At 39.7% G+C, this 23,269-nt stretch carries 22 protein-coding genes; 4 read left to right on the plus strand and 18 right to left on the minus strand.

Annotated features, from left to right (window positions below):
- Positions 1 to 11: 11 nt before the first annotated feature.
- On the minus strand, positions 12 to 725 hold the full coding sequence (locus QZL88_RS03215) for a porin family protein (protein WP_296938588.1): 714 nt from the start codon (positions 723 to 725) through the stop codon (positions 12 to 14).
- Between the two features lie 291 nt (positions 726 to 1,016).
- Here QZL88_RS03215 and QZL88_RS03220 point away from each other — a divergent pair, with 291 nt between their 5' ends.
- Complete coding sequence (locus tag QZL88_RS03220) at positions 1,017 to 1,184, plus strand: 4Fe-4S binding protein (protein ID WP_006799560.1); 168 nt, start codon at positions 1,017 to 1,019, stop codon at positions 1,182 to 1,184.
- A 158-nt stretch (positions 1,185 to 1,342) separates the two neighbouring features.
- Here QZL88_RS03220 and cydB read toward each other — a convergent pair whose 3' ends face one another.
- From cydB to QZL88_RS03295, 15 genes are all read right to left on the minus strand, one after another.
- Positions 1,343 to 2,488, minus strand: coding sequence for a cytochrome d ubiquinol oxidase subunit II (gene cydB / locus QZL88_RS03225; RefSeq protein WP_296938590.1), 1,146 nt, complete (start codon positions 2,486 to 2,488; stop codon positions 1,343 to 1,345).
- A 70-nt stretch (positions 2,489 to 2,558) separates the two neighbouring features.
- The gene (locus QZL88_RS03230; protein WP_296938591.1) at positions 2,559 to 4,112 is read right to left on the minus strand and encodes a cytochrome ubiquinol oxidase subunit I; all 1,554 of its coding nucleotides are present in this window, start codon (positions 4,110 to 4,112) and stop codon (positions 2,559 to 2,561) included.
- Positions 4,113 to 4,243: 131 nt separating this feature from the next.
- Positions 4,244 to 5,344, minus strand: a complete 1,101-nt coding sequence (gene ald / locus QZL88_RS03235; protein ID WP_296938592.1) for an alanine dehydrogenase — start codon at positions 5,342 to 5,344, stop codon at positions 4,244 to 4,246.
- Between the two features lie 34 nt (positions 5,345 to 5,378).
- Positions 5,379 to 5,693: a DUF3467 domain-containing protein gene (locus QZL88_RS03240; protein ID WP_291110643.1), complete on the minus strand. Its 315-nt coding sequence runs from the start codon at positions 5,691 to 5,693 to the stop codon at positions 5,379 to 5,381.
- Between the two features lie 250 nt (positions 5,694 to 5,943).
- Positions 5,944 to 6,375: a YbaN family protein gene (locus QZL88_RS03245; protein WP_296938593.1), complete on the minus strand. Its 432-nt coding sequence runs from the start codon at positions 6,373 to 6,375 to the stop codon at positions 5,944 to 5,946.
- A 384-nt stretch (positions 6,376 to 6,759) separates the two neighbouring features.
- A complete protein-coding gene (locus tag QZL88_RS03250) occupies positions 6,760 to 8,487 on the minus strand; it encodes an ATP-binding protein (protein ID WP_296938594.1) in 1,728 nt (575 codons plus the stop codon).
- A 97-nt stretch (positions 8,488 to 8,584) separates the two neighbouring features.
- Positions 8,585 to 9,286: a response regulator transcription factor gene (locus QZL88_RS03255; protein ID WP_296938595.1), complete on the minus strand. Its 702-nt coding sequence runs from the start codon at positions 9,284 to 9,286 to the stop codon at positions 8,585 to 8,587.
- Positions 9,270 to 9,950, minus strand: a complete 681-nt coding sequence (phoU, locus tag QZL88_RS03260; protein ID WP_296938596.1) for a phosphate signaling complex protein PhoU — start codon at positions 9,948 to 9,950, stop codon at positions 9,270 to 9,272. Before phoU ends, QZL88_RS03255 begins: the two co-directional genes overlap by 17 nt.
- Before the next feature lie 83 nt (positions 9,951 to 10,033).
- A complete protein-coding gene (gene pstB, locus QZL88_RS03265; RefSeq protein WP_296938597.1) occupies positions 10,034 to 10,816 on the minus strand; it encodes a phosphate ABC transporter ATP-binding protein PstB in 783 nt (260 codons plus the stop codon).
- Complete coding sequence (pstA, locus tag QZL88_RS03270) at positions 10,801 to 11,685, minus strand: phosphate ABC transporter permease PstA (RefSeq protein WP_296938598.1); 885 nt, start codon at positions 11,683 to 11,685, stop codon at positions 10,801 to 10,803. Before pstA ends, pstB begins: the two co-directional genes overlap by 16 nt.
- On the minus strand, positions 11,682 to 12,527 hold the full coding sequence (gene pstC / locus QZL88_RS03275) for a phosphate ABC transporter permease subunit PstC (protein ID WP_296938599.1): 846 nt from the start codon (positions 12,525 to 12,527) through the stop codon (positions 11,682 to 11,684). The genes pstA and pstC overlap by 4 nt, the downstream gene beginning before the upstream one ends.
- 135 nt (positions 12,528 to 12,662) lie before the next feature.
- Complete coding sequence (gene pstS, locus QZL88_RS03280) at positions 12,663 to 13,733, minus strand: phosphate ABC transporter substrate-binding protein PstS (protein WP_296938600.1); 1,071 nt, start codon at positions 13,731 to 13,733, stop codon at positions 12,663 to 12,665.
- A gap of 226 nt (positions 13,734 to 13,959) precedes the next feature.
- Positions 13,960 to 14,991: a hypothetical protein gene (locus tag QZL88_RS03285; RefSeq protein WP_296938601.1), complete on the minus strand. Its 1,032-nt coding sequence runs from the start codon at positions 14,989 to 14,991 to the stop codon at positions 13,960 to 13,962.
- Positions 14,992 to 15,360: 369 nt separating this feature from the next.
- Positions 15,361 to 18,165: a M16 family metallopeptidase gene (locus QZL88_RS03290; protein ID WP_296938602.1), complete on the minus strand. Its 2,805-nt coding sequence runs from the start codon at positions 18,163 to 18,165 to the stop codon at positions 15,361 to 15,363.
- A gap of 106 nt (positions 18,166 to 18,271) precedes the next feature.
- A complete protein-coding gene (locus QZL88_RS03295) occupies positions 18,272 to 18,658 on the minus strand; it encodes a diacylglycerol kinase family protein (RefSeq protein WP_296938603.1) in 387 nt (128 codons plus the stop codon).
- A gap of 267 nt (positions 18,659 to 18,925) precedes the next feature.
- Between QZL88_RS03295 and QZL88_RS03300 the strand changes: the two genes are divergently transcribed.
- Entirely contained in the window at positions 18,926 to 20,227 is a 1,302-nt protein-coding gene (locus tag QZL88_RS03300) for a mechanosensitive ion channel domain-containing protein (RefSeq protein ID WP_296938604.1), read from the plus strand.
- Positions 20,228 to 20,269: 42 nt separating this feature from the next.
- A complete protein-coding gene (locus tag QZL88_RS03305; protein WP_296938605.1) occupies positions 20,270 to 20,617 on the plus strand; it encodes a hypothetical protein in 348 nt (115 codons plus the stop codon).
- Between the two features lie 43 nt (positions 20,618 to 20,660).
- Here QZL88_RS03305 and QZL88_RS03310 read toward each other — a convergent pair whose 3' ends face one another.
- The gene (locus QZL88_RS03310) at positions 20,661 to 21,521 is read right to left on the minus strand and encodes a metallophosphoesterase (RefSeq protein ID WP_296938606.1); all 861 of its coding nucleotides are present in this window, start codon (positions 21,519 to 21,521) and stop codon (positions 20,661 to 20,663) included.
- Positions 21,511 to 22,134: an inorganic pyrophosphatase gene (locus QZL88_RS03315; RefSeq protein ID WP_296938607.1), complete on the minus strand. Its 624-nt coding sequence runs from the start codon at positions 22,132 to 22,134 to the stop codon at positions 21,511 to 21,513. Before QZL88_RS03315 ends, QZL88_RS03310 begins: the two co-directional genes overlap by 11 nt.
- 334 nt (positions 22,135 to 22,468) lie before the next feature.
- Here QZL88_RS03315 and QZL88_RS03320 point away from each other — a divergent pair, with 334 nt between their 5' ends.
- The gene (locus tag QZL88_RS03320; RefSeq protein ID WP_296938608.1) at positions 22,469 to 23,179 is read left to right on the plus strand and encodes a phBC6A51 family helix-turn-helix protein; all 711 of its coding nucleotides are present in this window, start codon (positions 22,469 to 22,471) and stop codon (positions 23,177 to 23,179) included.
- Positions 23,180 to 23,269 lie beyond the last annotated feature (90 nt).

Raw genomic sequence — 23,269 nt, forward strand, 5'->3', positions numbered from 1 at the left:
GCAATAGCTAATTATTCAAAATTGAAGATAAGTGAAATCATACGTGATTTTCCGGAAGATATTGCGTCCCTGTATTTGAGCATCTCTCTGTCTGTTATATCAGACTTGTCTTTGTTTATCAAATCGGCCAAACCGAATGAGAATCGTAATTCCGGGCACAGTTTAAACAGTGGTAAATAGATGTTACATCCCACACCAAACTCTAAGCCGTAATCCATCTTTTTAAAACGTACTGCCTGATCATTTTTAGAGCCAATATCCAAAGCTGCATAAGCACCGCCCAATACATAAGGGCGATAATTTCCCATACGCGGCGCACTGAATTTCAGGTGTAAAGGCACAGTGAGATAACTCGCCTTCAATGATGTGGTATATTCTTCGCCGGAAGACTGTTCTCTGAATACGAAGCGTCTTTCGCCCAAATGCATGCTGGGGGATAAACGGAGGTTGAAATATTCATTCAGATACCTGTCTCCTATCATACCTACACTAAATCCGACAGAGTAAGAGGGTATTTCGGCAAACCATGCTTCACCGTTTTCACCCACATAGCCTGTATGCGAAAATATCAGATCGGGAGCATTGATACCTATCGAAAAGCCCAGATGGTACATCTTCTGATCTGCAAACGGCTGATTTAAAGCCTTACGTGTCTGAGCCTGAACAGCGTCTACAAAAGTAAAACACAAGGCTACTAAAATAAATATATATGTTTTCGTTTTCAATACAGAATCCTTTTTTTATAAAACGTAGATCTACAGCCGTTATTATACTAAAAAACAGTATTAATCATTACTTAGAAAGAGTCAAAATAAGCAAGTCGTCAAATGGCCTTACGAACAAATAACACAAATATAATAAACTATAATACAATTAATTAACAAACAACCCAAAACAAGAGATAGATAAAAATGATGAATTATTTATAATATCTAACATTATCTATTTTGGCTGACAAAAAAAACTCTTTATATTTGTTACATCAAAGTTAGTAATAATATTAAAAATCGAAAATCATGGCTTACGTAATTAACGAAGATTGTATTGCTTGCGGTACTTGTATTGATGAGTGTCCGGTAAACGCAATTTCAGAAGGCGACATCTATAAGATCGATCCAGATACTTGCACAGACTGTGGAACTTGTGCTGATGCATGTCCAACTGAAGCAATTCACCCTGCATAATTTTATCAGGAGTATAAAATACAAAGGAAGCTAAAATTAGCTTCCTTTTTTGTTTTCCAAATGTTCTTTGAGATTAACCGGACAGATCCGGCAATACTAAATAAAAAGAAATGGGATACTTTAATAGTATCCCATTTCTTTTTATTTAGTGCTACAGATTAATACACATGTCCGTCGTCTTTCAAATCTTTCACATCGAAGCGTTTCTTTTCCAAAGAGTTCCATGCATAGATAATGTATGCGAGAACAAACGGAACAAGGATGGAAACAACGCTCATCACTGTTAAAGTGAATTCACTTGATGAAGAATTCTCCAATGTCAGCGAACTCTGAAGATCGCTTGCAGAAGGATAATAAGCAGTATTATTAAATCCGGTAATAAGAAGCAATGTACATACAGTCAGCACTGTGCCTACTCCTGTAAACCAAATGCCACAATTATAACCTTTCGTCAATAATGTTTTGCCGATACCAAACAGTACAAGAAGAACTCCTACAACAAATACAATACCTACAACAGGCATCTCTATCAAGTTATTAAGGTATTTGTGCGGCTCCATAAATACTTCTTTTGTATCAGGATTTACAGCAAATCCGTCAGCAATAAATGCCCAGATAACAAAAGCTAAGAAAAATATTACAAATGGAACACAGTTATATAATAAGAACTTGCGTGAACGGTCTACCAACTTTTCGTCCTGAAGACGATTGATAAAGAACAAACAAGCCTGTGTACGTGCGAGGAAGAACACTGTCAGTCCTAACAGCCAGTTGCGAGGATTGGCCAAAGCTTCCAAGCCATGCCATTCACTTCCCCACCGGCTGATAACAGGGTTTATCACATCGGTCATATTCTCTTTATTCACAGTAAAATCCGAACCGGTGAAGAAAGTAGCCAAAGCTGCACCTACGAGGAACGTACCAAGTAGACCATTAGTAAATAAAAACCAACGATATGTGTTACGCCCGAATAAATTGCCCGGTTTGGACTGGAACTCGTATGACACGGCCTGCAATACAAAGCAGAACAGGATTGCCATCCATACCCAATATGCCCCACCGAAACTGGTAGAATAGAATAATGGAAAAGATGCAAACAAAGCCCCTCCAAAAGTAACAAGAGTAGTAAATGTATATTCCCACTTGCGCCCTAAAGCATTAACAAGTATCATGCGCTCTTTTTCGTCTTTAGCCAAAGAGAAGAGCATCGATTGCCCGCCCTGAACAAATAGAAGGAATGCGAAAAGACCTCCGATCAGGCATATGAGGAACCACCAATAATGTTGTAAAAATGAATAATCCATATTTATATCTTTTAGAGATTTCTTGAGGTTAATCGTGAAATCTTGAAATTATTAAATCTTAAAATCTTAATTAGTGAGAGTCCTCCGGACCTTTTTTAATCTGATTGAACATAATACGAATCTCTGCAATAAGCAAAGCTGTAAACAGAGCCAGAAACAAGAAGAAGGATATCATTACCGATTTAACGGAAATAGCAGAAACAGCTGCCTGCAATGGTAATACATCCTGTATAGTCCAAGGCTGACGTCCTATTTCGGCGACCATCCAGCCGGCCTGACCTGCAATGTAGGCCAAAGGGATAGTCCACAGACATGCCCATAGAAGCCATTTCCTGTTTTCAATATCTTTATTCCTATACACAAAGAATGATAGTACAACGAACAATAATACAAACCAGCCACCAAGATAAACCATGATATGGAATGGCCAATATACTAATGGTATATTCGGTATCAGCTGATCCGGAGTTTCCAGATATCCGTATCCGAAATATGAATAATTAGCCTTCAATGTTTCTTTATATTCATTGGCTGCAGCTTCATTTCCTTCCTTTTTAGCCTTTTTATAATCGGCTAATGCCTGAATAGCGGCTTTTCCTTTTATTTGCTTTTCTGTAAACGAAAGTGCTGTAGAACCGTCTGGTTCTTTATATCCACCTTCAATTATATCTTTTATCCCGGGAACATATGCGTCTAATTCGCCAAAGCTAAGCCATGACAAGCCTTTCGGTATGCTTATGTTTATTAAATACGGATCTACCCCGTCATTATATGACTCTTTTGCCGGATTAGGTATAGCAAAGGCAATAAGCCCCACTCCTTCTCCACCTTCATACAGGCCTTCCATTACGGCCAGTTTCATAGGTTGCTTATCTGCTACCTGCTGAGCCGAACCATGTCCTGTCCATGCAATAAGAAGTGACGACACCAATCCAAATCCTGCTGCAACTCTCATACTCTGTTTCGCAAATTCTGTATCTCTCTTTTTCAGCAAATACCACGCAGCTATTCCGGCTACGAATACGGCACCCAGTATCCAGCCCGAAAGAACCGTGTGGAAGAATTTGTTGATAGCTACAGGAGATAGAGCTATATCCCAAAAACTGATCATCTCGTTACGGGTAGTATCCGGATTGAACTCCATACCTACAGGATATTGCATCCATGCATTTGCTATAAGTATCCATAAGGCAGAAAGTGTTGCCCCTGTAACAGTTAACCATGTCGCTGTCAGGTGAGCTTTTTTACCAACCCGCTTCCATCCGAAGAACATAATAGAAATAAAGGTGGCCTCGAGGAAAAATGCCAAGGTGGCCTCAATGGCCAATGGCGCACCAAAAATATCGCCAACAAACCAGCTGTAGTTAGACCAGTTGGTACCAAACTGAAACTCCATGATAATACCTGTAGCAACCCCTATAGCGAAGTTGATACCAAAAATTACCATCCAGAATTTTGCGGTTTTTTTCCACTGCTCGTTACCTGTACGCACATACATTGTCTCCATGATTGCCATTATCACTCCTAACCCGAGGGTAAGAGGAACAAACAACCAGTGATACATTGCAGTCATAGCAAACTGGGCTCTAGACCAGTCTATTAACGATGTACTTAGTAGTTCCATAAATATTAGTTTTATATTAGTAAATATATGAGGATTTCTATTATTTATTAGTAGAAGTGAAAAACGAAAAGTGAAAAATACTTTTCAGGTTTCATCTATTACTCTCCGTTTTTCACTTTGCATTACCGATATCAATATTCTTTATATTCAAGGCCGAATGTATGAGCTACGGCTTTGTAAACAATATCACCTTTGAGAATGTTCAGTCCTTTCCGTAAATCTTTATGTTGACGGCAAGCTTCTTCCCAGCCTAAGTTGGCAATACTAAGGGCGTACGGGAATGTCGCATTTGTCAGAGCCAAAGTAGAAGTCATAGGCACGGCTCCCGGTATATTTGCAACGCAGTAATGTACTACATCATCAATAACAAATACGGGGTCGAGATGTGTAGTTGGTTTTGAAGTTTCGAAACATCCACCCTGATCTATTGCCACATCGACCAATACTGTTCCTGCCTGCATCGTTTTCAGCAAATCCTTCGATATTACCTGCGGAGCTTTATCTCCGGCAATCAGGACTGCTCCGACAATCAGATCGGCATCTTTACACAACTCCTTGATTGTATGCGCATCCGAGTAGCGGGTAGTTACATTTGCGGGCATAATATCGCTCAGGTAGCGCAAGCGAGGCAAACTCTTATCCAGAATGGTTACTCTGGCTCCGATTCCAGCTGCTATCTTAGCTGACTGCGCACCTACAATACCACCCCCGATTACAATTACATGTGCCGGTTTTACTCCCGGTACTCCTCCTAAGAGAACTCCTTTTCCCAAATGCGGCTTTTCGAGAAAACGTGCTCCCTCCTGAATAGCCATACGACCGGCAACCTCGCTCATAGGTACAAGCAGAGGCAGAGAACGGTCTGGTAATTCAACTGTTTCATAAGCTATACAGATTGCCTTACTTTTTATCATTGCCTTAGTAAGTTCAAGGCTGGATGCAAAATGGAAATAAGTAAATACAATCTGATTTTCCCTTACCAAGTCATATTCCTCTTTTATCGGCTCTTTTACTTTCACAATCATATCTGCGATAGCATAAACCTCTTCGATGCTGGAAAGAATGGTAGCTCCGGCCTCCGTATAGTCCAAATCGGTAAAACCGCTACTTACGCCGGCTCCGTTTTGTACAAACACTTCATGTCCCTCAATAACAAACTCATACACACCTGCCGGTGTAACTGCTACCCGATTTTCAAAAGCTTTCAGCTCTTTAGGAATTCCGATTTTCATAAGAATCTTTTATTTATTAGTTAAAAATATAACTTTATGCTTCTCCTATTGGTCCTGTTATCGGCGGAAGAAATCCGGCCGAATTATCGGCAGATACGGGTCCGTTTTGGGCTTCGAACCTGTTGATATTTTCATTTAACGCATATAGCAAACGCTTGGCATGCTCGGGTGTTAATATTATACGTGATTTTACTTTTGCCTTTGGTAGTCCGGGCAGAATACGAACAAAGTCAATAACAAATTCGGATGAAGAATGGGCTATAATAGCCAGATTTGAATATGTACCCTGAGCTACATCTTCCGGCAACTCTATCTGTATTTGATTGTCCTGTTCATTTCTATTTTCCATAACTTATCTATTATATAAATTCTATTTGACTTACGTCGATTTGCAATCCAAGATTTGGCTCCGGCAATTGTTAATTCATTTCAGAATTTTGTATATCAACACAATACAGATATCTTTTATAAAATCATCTATTGTAAACTATATAAAATCTCCTTTCCGACAGCCCTTCTTACAAAGGAACAGAAATATCGCATAAAATCAAAGGAAAGCGTATATATTTTATAACACAAATATACATATTTTAAAGCTCTCAGGATACCTTAAGGTCATCCTCTCCACCTACGTTATTATCAGGTAAATCTATCGGCATCAACAACGCTTTCTTTCTTTTCTTTTTACTCAGAACTATTATCTGGGAAATAGTGCCAATCAGGCCTAAGCCCAGCATTACAAAGCGCATGGTACCATTGCCAAATACGACAAATGCCGTGAAGAAGATCATACACCACATAATCCCAATAGAAATAGTTAATCCTTTCCAGCTAAACCCGTCGTTGACACGGCGAATATATTTACCTGTCAACTTATGGTCCATTAGTTTCTGATGCAGGCGCGGTGAACTTTTGGCAAATAAGACACCCGTTAGAAGAATAAAAGGAGTCGTAGGCAGACCCGGTGTAACTATACCCAACAAACCAAGACCTAGAGATATAAACCCTAATATTATATATACATATCTCATTTATTGTGCGTGCTTATTTTTTTGAAATCGTTTCCACAACAAAGGAATAAAAAAAGAATGACATTTAATAATTCTATGATAAGTTTAATCTGTTAAATGTTCTCTATATAGTAACACTTAATATGGTTCACATTTTAGATTAATGCAATTTTGACCATATAAGATCAAATCTTTTTTATTTATCTATATATCACCTGAGAGAAAGTGCTCTTTGAAATAGTATAGTAGAAGTTTATTTTGCAATTAAATATCAAAATTGTAAAAACTGAAAATGTGAGAAAGTTGCTACTTCTTAACTCCTGATTTACATTCCCGAATTTCTATAAATATAAAAGCATGGAAAATATTCCATGCTTTTATATTTATTATAATAATTATTATTTACTATTTTTTCAATGTAAAGAAGAACTCCAATCCTCCTTCGGCTCGGTTTTTAACCTGTATCTCTCCCTTATGGAACAGAACAGCATTCTTTACAATAGATAAGCCTAAGCCTGAACCGCCCGTATCGCGTGTGCGCCCTTCGTTAACACGGTAGAAACGTTCGAAAAGCCTTGCCAGGTATTGCTCGTCAACACCCCGCCCTGTATCGCAGAAGCTAAAATACAGATATTCATTATCCTCCATATAGTTTTTGATATTGATCTCTATATGCTGCCCGGCGTAGCTTATCGAATTATCTACAAGGTTGCGGAAGATAGAATAGAGCAGGGTATAATTGCCGTCTATAGTCAGGTCGTCTTTGATGGATACATTTAGCTTTATATCATTAGCTGCCAGTCCGTCAGTTAAATCTATCCTGACTTCATCCACGAGTTGTGCCAGATTCACTTTCTCCAGTTTAAACTGCGCAGGAGCTTCTTCTATTTTACTGATAAGGCTTACATCATCTATCAGGTTCGACAGGCGAATGGTCTGCTGGTGAGCCCTATGAATAAACTGCGCCTGCTTATAGGCTTCCAGTTTCTGAGAGTCCAGTGTCTCAAGATATCCTCGCAGGCTTGTTACAGGAGTTCTCAGTTCATGGGCGATATTGTTTGTCATCTCCTGTTTCAGCAGGCGTGTTTTTTCTGTACGTGTAATGTCTTTTATTGTAATCTCGAAGCTGTCGTCTTCGAAAACAATTGTCTGGATAGAGAAAGTTTTCCCGTTCTTTTTCAGTTGGAACGTATGGAAGTTTTCATCCTTCGTGCGTTTACTGATAAAGGCTATTGCAGGATCGAATACTTCTTCTTTGATAATAGCTTCCAGATTGAAAACAGGCTGGTCTACAATAAAATTGAAATACTGGAAGAAATGTGTATTGGCATATATTTTCTTAAACTCTTTGTCGAAAATACAAATACCTTCATGTGAAAACTGGAAATGCTGTATCAGTTTTTCCCGTTCTACTTCTATTTCGCGCTTACTGTTTTCTTTCTGTTTGAGTATGGTTACCAATTGTTTGCCGATTTCACCCAACTCATCGTCAGGGAATTCTATCTTCTCTGTCAGCGGCTTGTCATCTTTTATCTTTGTAGTCAGAGCTTTTAGCTGTGAAATAGATTTTCCGAATCGTCCTGCTGCATAATTGAGTAAAATCAGTACTATGACAAATATACCGATGACAATATATATAAAGAAATTGTCAGCTTTAAGCATACCTTTTGTCTCTATGGTATATGGCAGGGCTACCCGTACATAGTATTCTTTATAATGCTTGGCGTAATATAAATATTCGTGTTTGGTCGATGCTGACATCCGGATATTGGAACCTGTATTCTGATACAAAGCATTGCGTATTTCGGGACGGTCGAGATGATTGTCCAGTGTACTGATATCCTTAACATCCTTGTCGAAAGTAACTTTTCCTTCCGTATTTATAATACTGATACGGATATCTTCAGGTAATATATAGGCAAGTGTATCTATATGTACCATGTCGCTATCTTTCAACTGACGCATTTCTATATATGTATGTATCATCTCGGCATAATTGTCGAGCCTGTCTTCCAGGGCCTTTGTACGTTGTGCCTTTTCCTCCTTCTGTTCGAATATAATAATAGACACCGTGAATAGTGCAAATATGATAAAGAAGTAGGAGAATATCCGTTGCTTGTAAGTCAGTTTCATAATTATGGCCTCCCCAACCCCTCCGAGGGAGGGGCTATTTTAATGTTTCTATATTTTTTCCTCTTTGCTTTCCTCCCCAGGGGGATAGCAGGAGGGGCTATTTGTTTTGCAAATTAAATGTATATCCATATCCGGTACGGTTTACGATATAATCGCCATAAGTACCAATCTTTTTCCTGAGACGTGCGATGTGTACATCCACGGTTCTTTCCAATACAATGCCGTCGTCCTTCCAGGCCTTATCCAATATATCGGTACGTGAAAATATGCGGCCTGTGTTTTGCACAAGCAATACCAATATATTGAACTCGGTTTTGGTAAGTTCTACTACTTCTTTGTCTACAGAAACGGTTTTCGTATCGAAATCTATCTCCAGATTGTTCACTGTCAGTATATTTTTGTTTGCTGCGCTATTTTGGTTTTCTGTCCTTTTCAGCACACTTCTTACGCGGGCTACAACCTCCTTTATAGAGAACGGTTTGGATATATAATCATCCCCTCCGATAGAAAAGCCTGTCAGCATATCATTTTCAGTATCCTTTGCCGTAAGGAAAATAATAGGAATATTATTTCCGTCTTTTCGTAACTGGTCGGCGAATTTAAATCCTGAGATTCCTCCCATCATCACATCCAGTAATATCAACCGGTGCTTAGGGGTTAACATCTTTGCAGCCTGTTCTGCCGATTCGGCAAGGTCTATATCATAACCCTCATTTTGCAGATTGAATTGCAGGATTTCGCGGATATCCGGCTCATCGTCTACTATCAAAATAGATATATTCTTATTGTTTGTTTCCATGCCTGATATCTTTTCCTTCGGTTAAATAAATAGTGGCCTCAGCAATGTTAGTAGCACTGTCGCCAATGCGTTCGAGGTTGTGAGATATGGAGTTTACATTTATCATATTCTGTATCTCTTTTTTGCTCAGCTTTTTGTCGGCAAAAGTCTCTTGTAAAGATAAGCCTATTTGATGATATAATTCATCAACTTTATCATCATCTTCTATTACCTGGTATGCCATATGACTATCTTCGTTCGAAAAAGAGAATATGGCGTTACGGAGCATTTCGCTTGTATACTGCACCATCTTATGAATGATCTTCTTAATTTCTTCAAAATAAGGAGTGGACAAATCTACTTTTTTCAGAAAATGAATAATATTCAACAGCATATCACCTATGCGTTCCAGATTTGTAGTCAAATCCTGATAGGTTATTATTTTACGCAGGTCGGCAGCAATAGGATTGAACTGAAAAATGGTGAATACCACTTCTTCACGAACTTTTATTTCCAGCCTGTCCATGATTATTTCGTTCGATTCGGCTTCCTCATAAAGTGATTCGATTGTATTGTCATTGAGCAGTTTGGTGGTTATCTGCATCTGTATCATGGCTGTCCGCGACAATAGTTCGAAGTCGTGGAGCAGAAGTTCTAATTGTTTGGCTTTTATATTTGTTGTCATAATTATGATTTGAAAATTAGTAAATTAGCATATTAGCAAATTATTTTTCAATTTTCACATTTGCTAATTTCCGGATTGGCATATTAACTGAATACCCCTGTCAGGTAATCCTCCGTACGCTTGTCTTTCGGCTTGGTAAACATCTGCTTGGTAGTACCATATTCTACCAGTTCACCCAGATACATGAACATCGAATTGTCCGATAAGCGGGCTGCCTGCGACATATTGTGCGTAACGATTACTATTGTATATTCTTTCTTTAGTTCAAATATCAATTCTTCCACTCTGTTGGTCGATATAGGGTCGAGAGCCGAAGTCGGTTCGTCCATCAATAGTAATTCGGGCTTCAAAGCCAGTGCGCGCGCTATGCACAGGCGTTGTTGCTGTCCTCCCGAAAGGAATGTTCCTTTCTTATTCATTGAATCTTTCACCTCATCCCAGAGAGCTACGCTACGGAGGCTGCTTTCTACGACTTCGTCACGTTCTGTTTTGCCCAACTTTATGTTATTTAGTTTATATCCTGCAATAACATTATCATAGATACTCATCGTAGGAAATGGATTCGGACGTTGGAATACCATTCCTGCACGGCGGCGCACTTTCATTGGGTTCATATCGAATATACTCTGTCCTTTTAGCAGTATCTCACCCGTTGTCTTTATGTCGGGATATAATTCATGCATACGGTTTATAGCGCGCAAAAGCGTACTTTTACCGCAGCCCGACGGTCCCATGATGGCTGTAACCGTATTCTCCCTGATACCTGCATTTACCATATTCACCGCATTTTTGCCGGGAGTATATGAAACAGATACATCCTTGAGTTCCAGTATATATTGTTCGTTCAAATTTACTGTATTTTCCATTTTTTTGCTATACTTTTTGCGAAAAGATTAATACCCAATACAAACAAGAGGAGTAGTAAGGATGAAGACCATACCAGATTTGCAAGATTAGGATCGTTGTAAAATTCCCATATCAGTAAGGATATGGCACTTGTAGGACTGGTAGCATCCCAGTTTACGGTAGATGCACCTAAGGCTGTAACCAACAGAGGGGCGGTTTCGCCCATCACACGGGATATGGCCAGTAGCGATCCGGTAAACAACCCGCTAAATGCCGAAGGTAATAATACCCGCAACACAACAGTGGTGTATGAACCGCCCAGTGCCAGTCCGGCTTCTTTTAATGATGTCGGCAGCATCTTTATACTTTCTTCGGTGGAACGTATTATCATCGGCAACATCATTATGGCGAGGGCAATACTACCTGCCAGTGCCGAATAACCCGACATGGGGATAACGATCCATATATAAACTACCACCCCGATGACTATCGACGGTATTCCCTGCAACAAGTCACTGAGGCTGCGCACAAAACTTGCCATCCGTTTTTTCGGGTTTTCGGCAAGGTAGACGCCCACCATTATCCCGATGGGGATAGCTATTACAATTGCAATAGCCAGAATAAGCAATGTACCGGTGATACCATTCAGTATCCCACCCGGTATAGGGCTGTCGCTGATACGGGCGAGCATGGCTTCCATAGAGGTAGGTGCTACTTCCGTAAACAAGCTTAGATTGAACTGTTTATATCCTTTTTTTACTAGTTCCCAGAGGATAAGAAAAAGAGGAATCATTGTGATAGCCGACAAGGTGCAAACAGCGAAGAAGAATATTTTACTCTTCGTCAGCCTGTATTTGGCAGTGGATGTCAATCTCTTTTTCTTTTTCATTTATTTACCATTTTCATGATGTACTTGGCTACAAAATTGATACATGCTGTGATAAGGAACAGCAATAAGCCGATAGCCATTAATGAACTTAATTTCAGTCCACTGGCTTCTCCAAACTGATTGGCGATGATACTTGCCATTGAATTTCCGGTATCTGATATACCGGTAGGTATGTTATTGGTGTTTCCTATCAGCATGGTTACGGCCATTGTTTCTCCCAAGGCACGTCCGAATGCCAATACATAGGAAGCGAATATACCCGACCCTGCAACAGGCAAATTTATGGAGGTTATTACTTCCAGATTGGTAGCACCGAGGCTGTATGCTCCTTCTTTAAGATCGTTAGGCACCATAGCTATGAACTCGGCACTAAGTGATGAAGCATAAGGAATAATCATAATAGCCAGAACGATGGATGATAATAATATACCGAAGCCCTGATCGCTCACACCCATATCAATCAGTATAGGGCGCAGGGTATAAAAACCCCACAACCCATACACGATCGACGGTATTCCTGCAAGCAGGTCTACGACAGAACTTACTATTGTCGATATTTTCTTATTTCTGAAATATTCTCCATTAAACAATGCTACGGAGAGAGAGAAGGGGATGCAAAACAGCAGGGCTAATATAGATGTCATCATTGTACCTGCAATGAAAGGCAGTGCTCCGTATACATCGTTCCGTGAATCCCATTCTGTAGAGGTGATAAAGCCTAATCCAAATTCGGAGAATGCCCCGATACTCTTGCTCACCAGCCCGTATATAACCCCTGCTGTGAGTAATATTATCAGGCAGGCTGCAATGAATAATATGGCTTTAAATATTTTATCTTTCATTTATGTAGAGATTGTAGCCTCCTAAATCCCCCGAGGGGGACTTTGGTAAACCCGAAGTGTAAAATTTGATTTTTTATCAACATATTGTTATTCTTCGCTTTGTAAACCTCCCCTTTGAGGAAGTATGGAGAGACCTTAGTGGGCTGCTCCTTTTGCTACAGACAATTGGTAAGTCTCTATTTTTTTCCCATCGTATGTCATCGATTCGATGATAGCTTTTGTTTTCTCCAATGCTATTGCCGGAAGTGGAGCATAGTGTGTTTTTGTTGCGATATCTTGTCCTTCGGAGCTGATAATGTAGCTCAACAGACCTGCCAAAGCCTTAGCCTGAACTTCAGATCTTGCGTTATAATTTTGCTCTTTATAGGCTATGATCCATGTAAATGTGCTGATTGGATATGCTTCAGGATTTGGAGAATTGGTGATCACTACACGTGTATCGCTTGGTATGTCTACATTAGCAGATGCAGAGATGCTTTTGGTATCAGCAGCGACAAAGTTCCCGGCACTGTTTTGTAATAGGGCCGATGACATATTTAGCGCCAGCGCATATTCAGAGCCTATATATCCTACTGCTCCTTCTGTTTCGGCAATGATACCTGCTACACCCGGATTGCCTTTAGCTGCAATACCGACAGGGAATTTCAACGATTTGCCTTCACCTATCTCTGTTTTCCATGCTTCGTTTACTTTCGACATGTATTCGGAGAATACAGATGTAGTCCCACTGCCATCCGAGCGGTAAACTGCTGTAATACCTTTGTCGGGTAAGTTGAGCGTAGGGTTCAATTCTTTGATCTTTGCATCATTCCATTTGGTAATTTTACCTCTGTAAATGTCTGATATAATATCTGCTGTCAGTTTCAGTTCTTTTACATCTTTCAGATTGTAAGCCAGTACAACTCCACCTAGTGCTGTAGGTATATGTACTATATCTGCACCCATATCTTTAAGCTCTGCATCGGATAAGAATACATCGGTTGCACCGAAGTCTACAGTCTGGTCTTTCAGGCTACGGATACCACCGCCGCTACCGATAGCTCCATAAGTAACAGGGCTACCTATTTTTGCATATTCTTTAAACACTATGTTGTAGAATGGTGCGGGGAATGTAGCCCCGGCTCCGGATAATGCCGATTCCTTCTTTCCGCAGGAACTTAGTGCGATAGCTAATGTGATTGCTGTAAATAATAAAACTTTTTTCATTTCCTTTTGCTTTTAAATTCTGATGCAATATTATTATGTTATTATAACAAACGGACTAAGGATTTGTTACGAAACGGTTAAGATTGGAAACATTCCTTTATAATAATTCCGAGAATGATTTTATGTAGCAGAATATCAATTGAAACAGGCCCCAAGTAACTATATACGCAAGAAAAAAACGCCCATAAAAATGAGCGTTCAAGATTATTTTTGTGTATCAGAAATCTTACAAATTAATCTCTAAGTTTATAAAGAAATACTGTTCTGCTTTACCTCTGTCTGCATTTATATTGCGGAAGTTGGGTGCAATTTTCAATTGTTTCAATGGCCGGAATTCTGCACCTATCATCATAAGTTGACCATCGAGGCTATTCCATGGAGAGGTAAAATTATCAGGATTGGACGAGTCCATCAAATCGTACCGGGCAAATGTCCTCCATTTTGGAGCTACCTTCGCCGATGCATAGACGGAATAACCGTAATAGTCTTTTTTGTCTATAAAACCTTTGTTGTAAACCCTGTTATATTCCACACCTCCCGATATTTTCTTATCCTGATAACCCGCAAAGAGAGACAATGAGTACTGGTCTTTGTATTTAGCGTCTGTTATACCGGTGGGCAAGGCGTCGCGCTGAGTCTCATCATCGTTATATATGTCTGCGTAAACCCTGAGGATAATGTTCTTTATCGGGTGCAAGCTCAATCCTGCTGCATAGCGCATGCTATTGTCCTTCTTTACTTTCTTATATCCTTCTCCATTGGTAAGACTGAAGTCGGCAGAAATATAGTCGTTAAAAGTATATTCTGCAGTGATGCCAAGATCTACGCTGGGAGCCATTTTATTGAGATCCTGAAACGACTTCATCACATAGCGGTGCATAAAATATTTTTCCTGGATGCTGAACTGCATCAGTCCGGTAAGACCTACATTAATATTAAAACCTTTGTCGTTCCAGTTTACAAAAGCATTGCGCAGATGCACTTCAAGCCCGTCGGTAGATGTTTTTCCGGATGCTCCGTCGATAATCACCTGAGCTTGAACTGTCCGGGTGAATTTGTATCCATATCCCAAAAATGCGCGGGTAATGTCGAACCCTTTCTCTTTGTTTACATGTCCGAATCCGGTGCTGTAATCCAAAAATCCTCGGGCTATGATGTTGCCTGATGGTTTGAAAGCTACGGAGTCTTTTTCCTGGGCAAAACAAGGCGTAAGGACTTGTAAGATAATGAGGCTGAAAATAAAATAAAGTTGTTTCATATCGATTTCCTGATTTTTTATGCAAAGTAAAGCGTAAAGATTTGAAAACAGCTTTGTATCATCATTAAGGTTTCGTTAAGATAACGTTACGTATAAATATATACTTAAACTGTATAATGCTTACCATGTTTTTACAGACTTAGATTTCTGCAAAAATAGTGATTTATTTATACTGTTGAATGAATTAATAAGGGCAAACTCATCAAAAAACGACATTGTGCCTTTCTTGCATTTTGCAGAAGGCGAAATATCTTTCGCCCTCTACAGTATAGCCAGATAAGGGCTGTATTTTGATGGGTTTGACCTATTAAAAAAGCTGTTTGAGCAGGTGCCCAAACAGCTTCTTTTAACGAAAAAATTATAATAGAATTATTTCTTAGGATTCATTATCACTTCAATAAAGTTGCCTTGAGATATGAGCTGTTTTGTTACATCTTTGATATCATCTTTAGTCAAAGCATTTACGATCGACAGATAACTAGAGTAATTATCCTCTCCATAGAAATGATATGCACTCAGTACACCTACCCAGTAACCATTTTGTTTTTCATCTTCCTGGAATTTCTTCACCATATATTCTTTTACCTTCTGGAAGTCGGCATCTTCAGGTCCTTTTTCCGCTATATTTTTCACTTCACGGTCAACAATAGGAGCTATCGACAAGGCTCTTTCAGGATCGGTGTCGAATGTCATTTGCAGAGTGGTCTGCCCTTCCGGTATACGACTGATTCCTGCCTGAGCACGTACACCATATGTACCTCCGGCTTCTTCCCTGATAGTACGTACATATACGATATCCAGGATTTGTTTCAAGGCAGATAATGTAATCTGGGTCTTCTGATCGCGTTTCAATGTTCCGCTATATAATTCGAATACAGAAGTCTTAGGTGTTTTCATTTCCTGCTCGAATACGTCTTCGAATTTTCCTTTGCGTATATCTGCTTTTACATTTTTATACTTAGCATCCTTGTTTCCTGACGGAAGAGAAGCCAGATACTGTTCTACCAAAGGTTTTAACGTAGCTTCGTCTATAGTTCCCACAAAGGTGAAAGTGAATGAGCCGGAATTAGCAAATACTTCTTTGTAGATTTCGATGATACGGTCATAATTCAATTTCTCTGCATCTTCCAGTGTCATTTCTTTCATACGTGGGTTGTTCTCATATTTAGCCTCATTGGTGCGCAGCCCCATAACGTAAGATGGCTCCGAACTCAGGTTTTTCAATTGGTTCTTTATTGCATCCATCAATGTTGTGTATGCCCCCTCATCTTTACGAGGTGCGGTAAAGTACAGATATGTAAGCTGCAATAGAGTTTCCAGGTTTTTGATATTCGAAGAACCATTCAATCCTTGAGTCCATCCTGATATATACGCATTTACATTTGCCGATTTTCCGGCTAATACTTTTTTCAGGTCTGTAGAGCTAAAGTTTCCGATACCACCTACATATGGTACCATGGATGCCATGTTCGCATTGTTTATGTCCGCATCGGCTATAACGGATGTACCTCCATAAGCATGTGAAGCCATAATGATTTCGTCATCTTTAAAATCAGTCTTTTTGATAACAACTTTCATTCCGTTCGACAAAGTCCATACTGTAGCACCCAGTTTATCGTCTGTTGCCATACTAACCACTTTGCCTGCCTGCGGTATCTGGCTGATAAGCGGTTCATTCGAAACGGTTTCTGCATATGGTGTAATTTCTTCGGCTTCCACAGATTTGAATACATTAAGTAATTCGTCTGTGGTAGGATACACCAAGCCATCTTTTTCCGGTCCTGTAACGGTAATAATAATATTTTTGTTGCTAATAAGCCCTTGAGACATTGCGTTGATCATCTGAGCATTAAGCATAGGGGCGATCTGTTTCAGGAAGTTGTATTCATATTCTATGCCGGGAATACCTTCATTGTCGGAGAAACTGCGGACATATTCCTGTACATATCTTCGGTTCAGCTCTTTGCTTCTGTTGTTATACATATCTTCATATCTTTGCAGAAGAGTTGCTTTGGCTCTTTCTACTTCGGCTTCGGTGAATCCGAATTTGCGGATACGTTCGTTTTCCCTTACCATACTTGCTAAGGTTTCATCGACTTTGCCCTCTTTACTCAAAGCCATTGTGGTCCAGGCATCTTTGGTTTTCGATACAAAGAAATTACCATCGTAGGCATATGATGCTGCAAATGGAGCGTCGGCTTTTTGGGAGATTTCGTTCAACCTGTCAGATAACATGCTCGATGCCATGCTTTTTACAATACCGGCCATTAGTTCAGCTTGTGTTTTCTTTAGATTTTCGGGCAGAATATCATGCTTTATATATAAGCTAACAACGGTTTGCACGGCTTCCGGGTCTGTTATTACCGATACGATAGGATCTTCATTGTCCGGTACAGGGAAATATACTCTTTCTGCTGGATCGACAGGTTTAGGTATATCGGCGAACATCGTTTTCACCTGCGCCTCCACTTCATCTACATTTATATCTCCTACAACAATGATCGCCTGCAAATCGGGTCTATACCATTTGTGATAATAATCTTTTAGTGTCTGATAAGGGAAATTCTCCACTATCTCCATTTTTCCGATAGGCATACGGTCAGCATATTTACTGCCTTGGAAGATGATAGGTAACTGTTTGTCCCAGATGCGGGATTGCGCTCCGCTACGTGTACGCCACTCTTCTTTTATAACCAGGCGTTCTTCGTCTATCTGCTCATCCTTGAGCGCGATAAAGCTCGACCAATCGTGCAATACAAGCAGACAAGAGTCGATAATGGCCTGGCGCACAACAGGTACATCGGAAAGGTTATATACTGTTTCGTCAAAAGACGTGTAAGCATTAACGTTTGCACCAAACTTGACTCCGATACTCTCCAGGTAATTGAGCATTGTCTTTTTGCCGGGGAAATTCTTAGAACCATTAAAGGCCATATGCTCGAGGAAGTGAGCCAGCCCGGCCTGATTGTCTTCTTCCTGCATAGAACCTACTTTCTGAGCGATATAAAAATCGGCTCTTTTTTCAGGATAGGCATTGTGCCTGATATAATATGTCAGACCGTTTTCCAGTGTGCCGAATCTTACCTGCGGGTCTACCGGTAACGGTTGAGGTGCTTGTGCTTTTATCAGGCCTGTTATGGCTAATAAAGCAAATAGAATAATTGATTTCCTCATACTTAAATGTTTTAGTTTAGTGAACATGTTTGTTATGATGTGATTGATTGGATTTCTTTGTTCATGTCCGAATATTTATATCCAACATTTATTATTAGTCTCAGTATTATGTGAAAAAATCACAAATCTTAGGCAAAAAAATAATTATGCCGCAAGTAACAGATATCATGGCTGCGAGAAAAACGGCTGCTGCCGCCAGGTCTTTTATCTTCTTTATCATTTTATGCCATTCGGGCGATATATAGTCACATATATTCTCGATAGAAGTATTAATAATTTCGAGAGACAAGACCAGACCTATCAGCACCAAGATAACTAGCCATTCGGTAATAGATATATTGAGTAGGGCACTTAGTATTATAACAATGACAGATGTAATAATATGGATGCGGGCATTATGCTCTTCAGCCCATAATACTTTGAATCCGTAAAATACATGCTTAAATGTTAATAATCTTTCTTTTATAGAAAACTTTTTTTCGCCTTTTTCCATATTTATCTGTCAGTTCATCTTTCCTAAGGATGTGCTAATGTATGAAATTATGCTGTGATTTTTTATATTGAGATTGGTTTTAAATTAAAATTATTTATTATTCAAGAGCCAATTATGTTAATACGGGCTTGTGTCGGCGACTTTTAATTCTTAATTTTGGAAGACTTCGGATGATTAAGGTCTCAGATATGTTAAGTTGATTAAGAACTAAGGCCGGACAAAATCCGTTTACATAAAGAGTATATTGTTTCAAAAAAAATATATAGTATGGATATAGAAGATTTACAATCTGATTATGAGTCTATGACTGTCTCGATAGCCCGATGGATGCAGGAAGCATTATCTCATTTGGGGGTTCCCGAACAATGGATTGAATATGTCAAATTGATAGTACTGCTGGCTATTGTTACAATAACGGTGTATGTGTTGCAACTGGTGGTAAGGAAGATACTGACATTCGTTTTTCACCGTGTGGAAAAAATAACCACACTTTCTTTTTTCGGATATACCATAAATAATAAACTGCCTCATTATCTGGCTCTGGTTGTTCCATACTCGTTTGTCAGGGGAGCCATACCAATTGTATTTTACGACTTCAAAGGCCTGATAAGCCCACTGATAAAGCTGACTGATATTTATTTGGTTTTCATGGTGATATGGACTGTGATGGCATTGGTAAGATCGTTTGGAGATGTTCTGCAGGAAAAGCCTGCGTTCAAGAATAAACCGATGAAGAGTTATTTTCAGGTAATACAAATCATCCTTTTCATATTCGGAGCAGTAGTTGTATATGCCATTCTCACAGGGCGGTCTGCCACAGCGTTTTTTGCTGCTATGGGGGCAGCTTCGGCAGTGTTGCTATTGATGTTTAAAGATTCTATCATGGGTTTTGTAGGTAGCATACAGATTACGACAAACGACATGGTACAGATAGGAGACTGGATAACAATGAACAAATACGGGGCGGATGGTAATGTGGAAGAAATAACACTGACAACGGTAAAAGTCCGCAACTTTGATAAAACAATTACTACGATCCCTACTTATGCCCTGATATCGGATTCGTTCCAGAACTGGCGCGGCATGCAGGAGTCTGGTGGCCGTCGGTTCCGACGGGCATTGAATATTAAATATGACAGTATCCGCTTTTTGACCGAAGAAGAGATTGAGAAGTTCAAAAAAGTAGATGGACTTGCCGATTATATAAAGGAAAAGCAGGGGATATATGCGAAGTTGAATAAACAGACGGCCAGTGATCTGCCGTTGAATAAGCATGCTATTACCAATTGCGACCTGTTTATGCAATATGGAATTTATTACCTGCGCAATCATCCGAATATAAATAAGGATATGACCCTTCTGGTAAGGCAGCTGGCATCGACTACACAAGGCTTGCCGATAGAATTATATACATTTACCAGTACCACCATATGGGCAGAGTATGAAACTATATTGGCAGAGATCATGAATCATCTGATAAGTGTGGTGCAATATTTCGGCTTGACAATATATGAAGAATCATCGGGAAGTGATGATTATAATGTATATATGAAACGGATGGAGCAATAAATATTTCGGTGTTATTCTTGAATTTCTTTAACTAAAACAAGTATGAAAAAGTATATATTTTCGGTAATCGTCCTTTTTTGCACCTTCTCCCTGATTTCTTGTCAGAGTGACCTGGATAAAATGGGACAGGCTGTGAAGAGCCATTTCAAATACAGGGATGCCGACAATGGGACTATCACAAAGATAGAAGAAGTAAAAGCTCTGTCGTATGATAAGATCCCTGAAGAAAAACGAGAAAATCCGGATGAGGTCTATCTTTGTAAAGTATATGTAAGAGGTACCTGGAGCTATGCAAACAGTTTTCGTATCTATAATATAAACGATACACTTGATTGTTTCTTTAGCAAGAACAAGACTTTTCTAAGATTGGGAGAGAATAAAACCGAGTGATATGCTGTCGAGATAGGGTTGTACGATGAATGTTGTACAACCTTTACCGGGCCAGTGTAATCTCTAAGATTTCGGGAGGTGCAAAGAACCGGAAAGGTACAGCTCCCATACCAATGCCCGAAGTAACATATAATTTGACTCCGTCTTTTTCTTTCCATCCATAGCGGTATCTCTGTCCGGTATTCAGATAGCCTAGATCTTTTCTGCGTGCATCTGTACTTGGCATAGCCGGTGCATATAGGCCTAAGAATGTAATTTGTCCGCCATGAGTATGGCCGGAGAGCATCAGGTCTACCTTGTTTGTATTCAATAATTCCACGTAATCAGGATTATGCGATAAAAGAATACAGAAATCGGATTTTTCGACATCATTAATTGTATTTCCAATCAACTGCTTATCTTCCCAGAAATCCCCGACACCTCCAATTTTTATACTGTCGTTCCCTTCTTTTATCCAATATGACTGATTGTCGCAGATGAAGAAACCACAATCGGTCAATCCTTTCTGAATGAGCCCAGCATCTTCCCAATGGTCGTGATTTCCCAAAACGGAAAAAACTCCATAGGTGCTTTTAAGGTTCTTTATTTCTTTAAAGAATGGATTTGTGTATGTTGTATCCTTGAGAATGTAATCTCCCCCAAGCATGATAATATCGGGATTCCTCTCGTTTATTTGTTCTACAAGGTCTTTTACATCGGAAGAAGTAAAATAATGGCTGCAATGAATATCAGAGACAAAAATGATCTTCTTTCCTACAAAAGATGCCGGTATATCTTCATTGGTGAAAGTCATTTTGCGTATCTCTATATGTCGTGCTTCCCAGTATCCGTATGTAAGACCAAGAATACATGCAAGTAAAACAGCAGATACAACAATCAGAAATCTTTTCTTTTTACTTCTCATTTCTGTACTCGTTGTCGTAATCTTCAATAGACCTACGGATGACTTCGTGCGCCGTTTTCACATCATATATATCAGTTAAAATGCAGCGAGGCGATTTATCCCCCGGTAAATCCTTATAGGTAGTAAAGTAGTGCTTCAGCCTGTCTATTACCATCGTAGGCACATCACATATATCACGAAACGAACCATAAATGGCATCATTCTCCAGTACTGCAATCAGTTTATCGTCGGCTTTGTTATGATCCAGCAATCGGAATCCGCCTATAGGACGCGCTTTGACAATAATGTCCCCGTGGGTAATATCTTTTTCTGTCAGCACACATATATCTACAGGGTCATTATCTCCTTCTATATCTGTCCGGTTCAGCTGTATATTAGTAACTTCGGCTACCCGGTCGGCACTATATGTCTGAGGAATAAAACCATAAAGAGCTGGTATGATATTCGAATATTTTTGTGGACGATCTATGCTCAGGTATCCGGTTTCTTTATCTACTTCATATTTTACTGTATCAGTAGGTACTATCTCGATAAAGCAGGTTACTACTTCCGGGGCATTATCGCCAATAGTGATACCGTGCCACGGATGAGCTTTGAATTTCTGTCTGTTCATTTCAATGATTTATCTTTTGTAAATGTTGCATTTTGTTTAGCAGATACAAATTTACATCAATATTTCTGTATCTCCATACCGATTGAGAAAACATCTCTTGTAAGACAGGATTGTTTAATACATAACGACTATCTTAATTTAAAAATTGGGGGCTTTAGCTCACATCTGCCGCGCCCTCATTTTTGGCATTGCCCAAAAGTAAGCAAAAAACTAGCGCTCGGTTCCGCGGCGACCCAAAAAGGCTGCATCGCTTCTATTTTCACTAAATATTTATCAAAATAAAACATCTTTATCTATATAAGAAATTAATTATTAATATCAATATTTAAGTCTTATGAAGTATAAAGAAAAAATGGCCTCGGAGATTATCCGGATGATAGAACAGGATTTGTGCAGCATTTCCGAAATCTGCAAATCATTTAAGATCAGCCGGAAGACATTTTACGAGTGGAAAAAGGTAAAGCCTGAATTCGGCGAAGCGGTAGAAGAAGCCATCGACCACCGCGAAGATGTAATGATAGCCTCGGCTCGGATAGGACTGAAGCAACTGTTAGAGGGCTATGTGCAGAAAAAAGAGAAGATTACCTATATCCCCGATAAGAATAATCCTGTGGAAGATATGGAGAAATGCCGGGTAGTGGAAAAGAAATTCTGTCCGCCGAGCATCCGCGCCATAAAGTATGTACTCGACCGTGAAGAAAGGAAGAAAGACAAAGACCGCTTACTGGCATCGGAACGCCGCCCGTTGGTCATCGAAGTGCAGGACGAGGAAACCAAACGTGAACTGATGATATTGCAGGAGAACGGCTTCCGTTCGGGAGGCTCGCTCAATGCGGAGGTAGTGGCGGCTGTGGACAGGAAACTGGAAGAAGAACTAAAAGTGAAAAGTGAAGAACTAAAAATGAGAAATGGACAAGAGCAAACGGGACAAGGGCAAGTTATGGAACAGACGCCTGTCGTACAACCATCTGCCACTCCGATGGAGAAACCCAAACCGAATGCCTATCCCTTTCTGCCTCCGGGATATACATCGAGGACGGATTGAGGAAGTTTTAAGTGAAAAATGAAAAATTATACGAGATACAAACTGTTACCTTTGTTACTTTTTAACAAGTAAAGAGTTAATAGTTATATG

This window comes from uncultured Dysgonomonas sp., assembly GCF_900079725.1.
Lineage (GTDB): Bacteria > Bacteroidota > Bacteroidia > Bacteroidales > Dysgonomonadaceae > Dysgonomonas.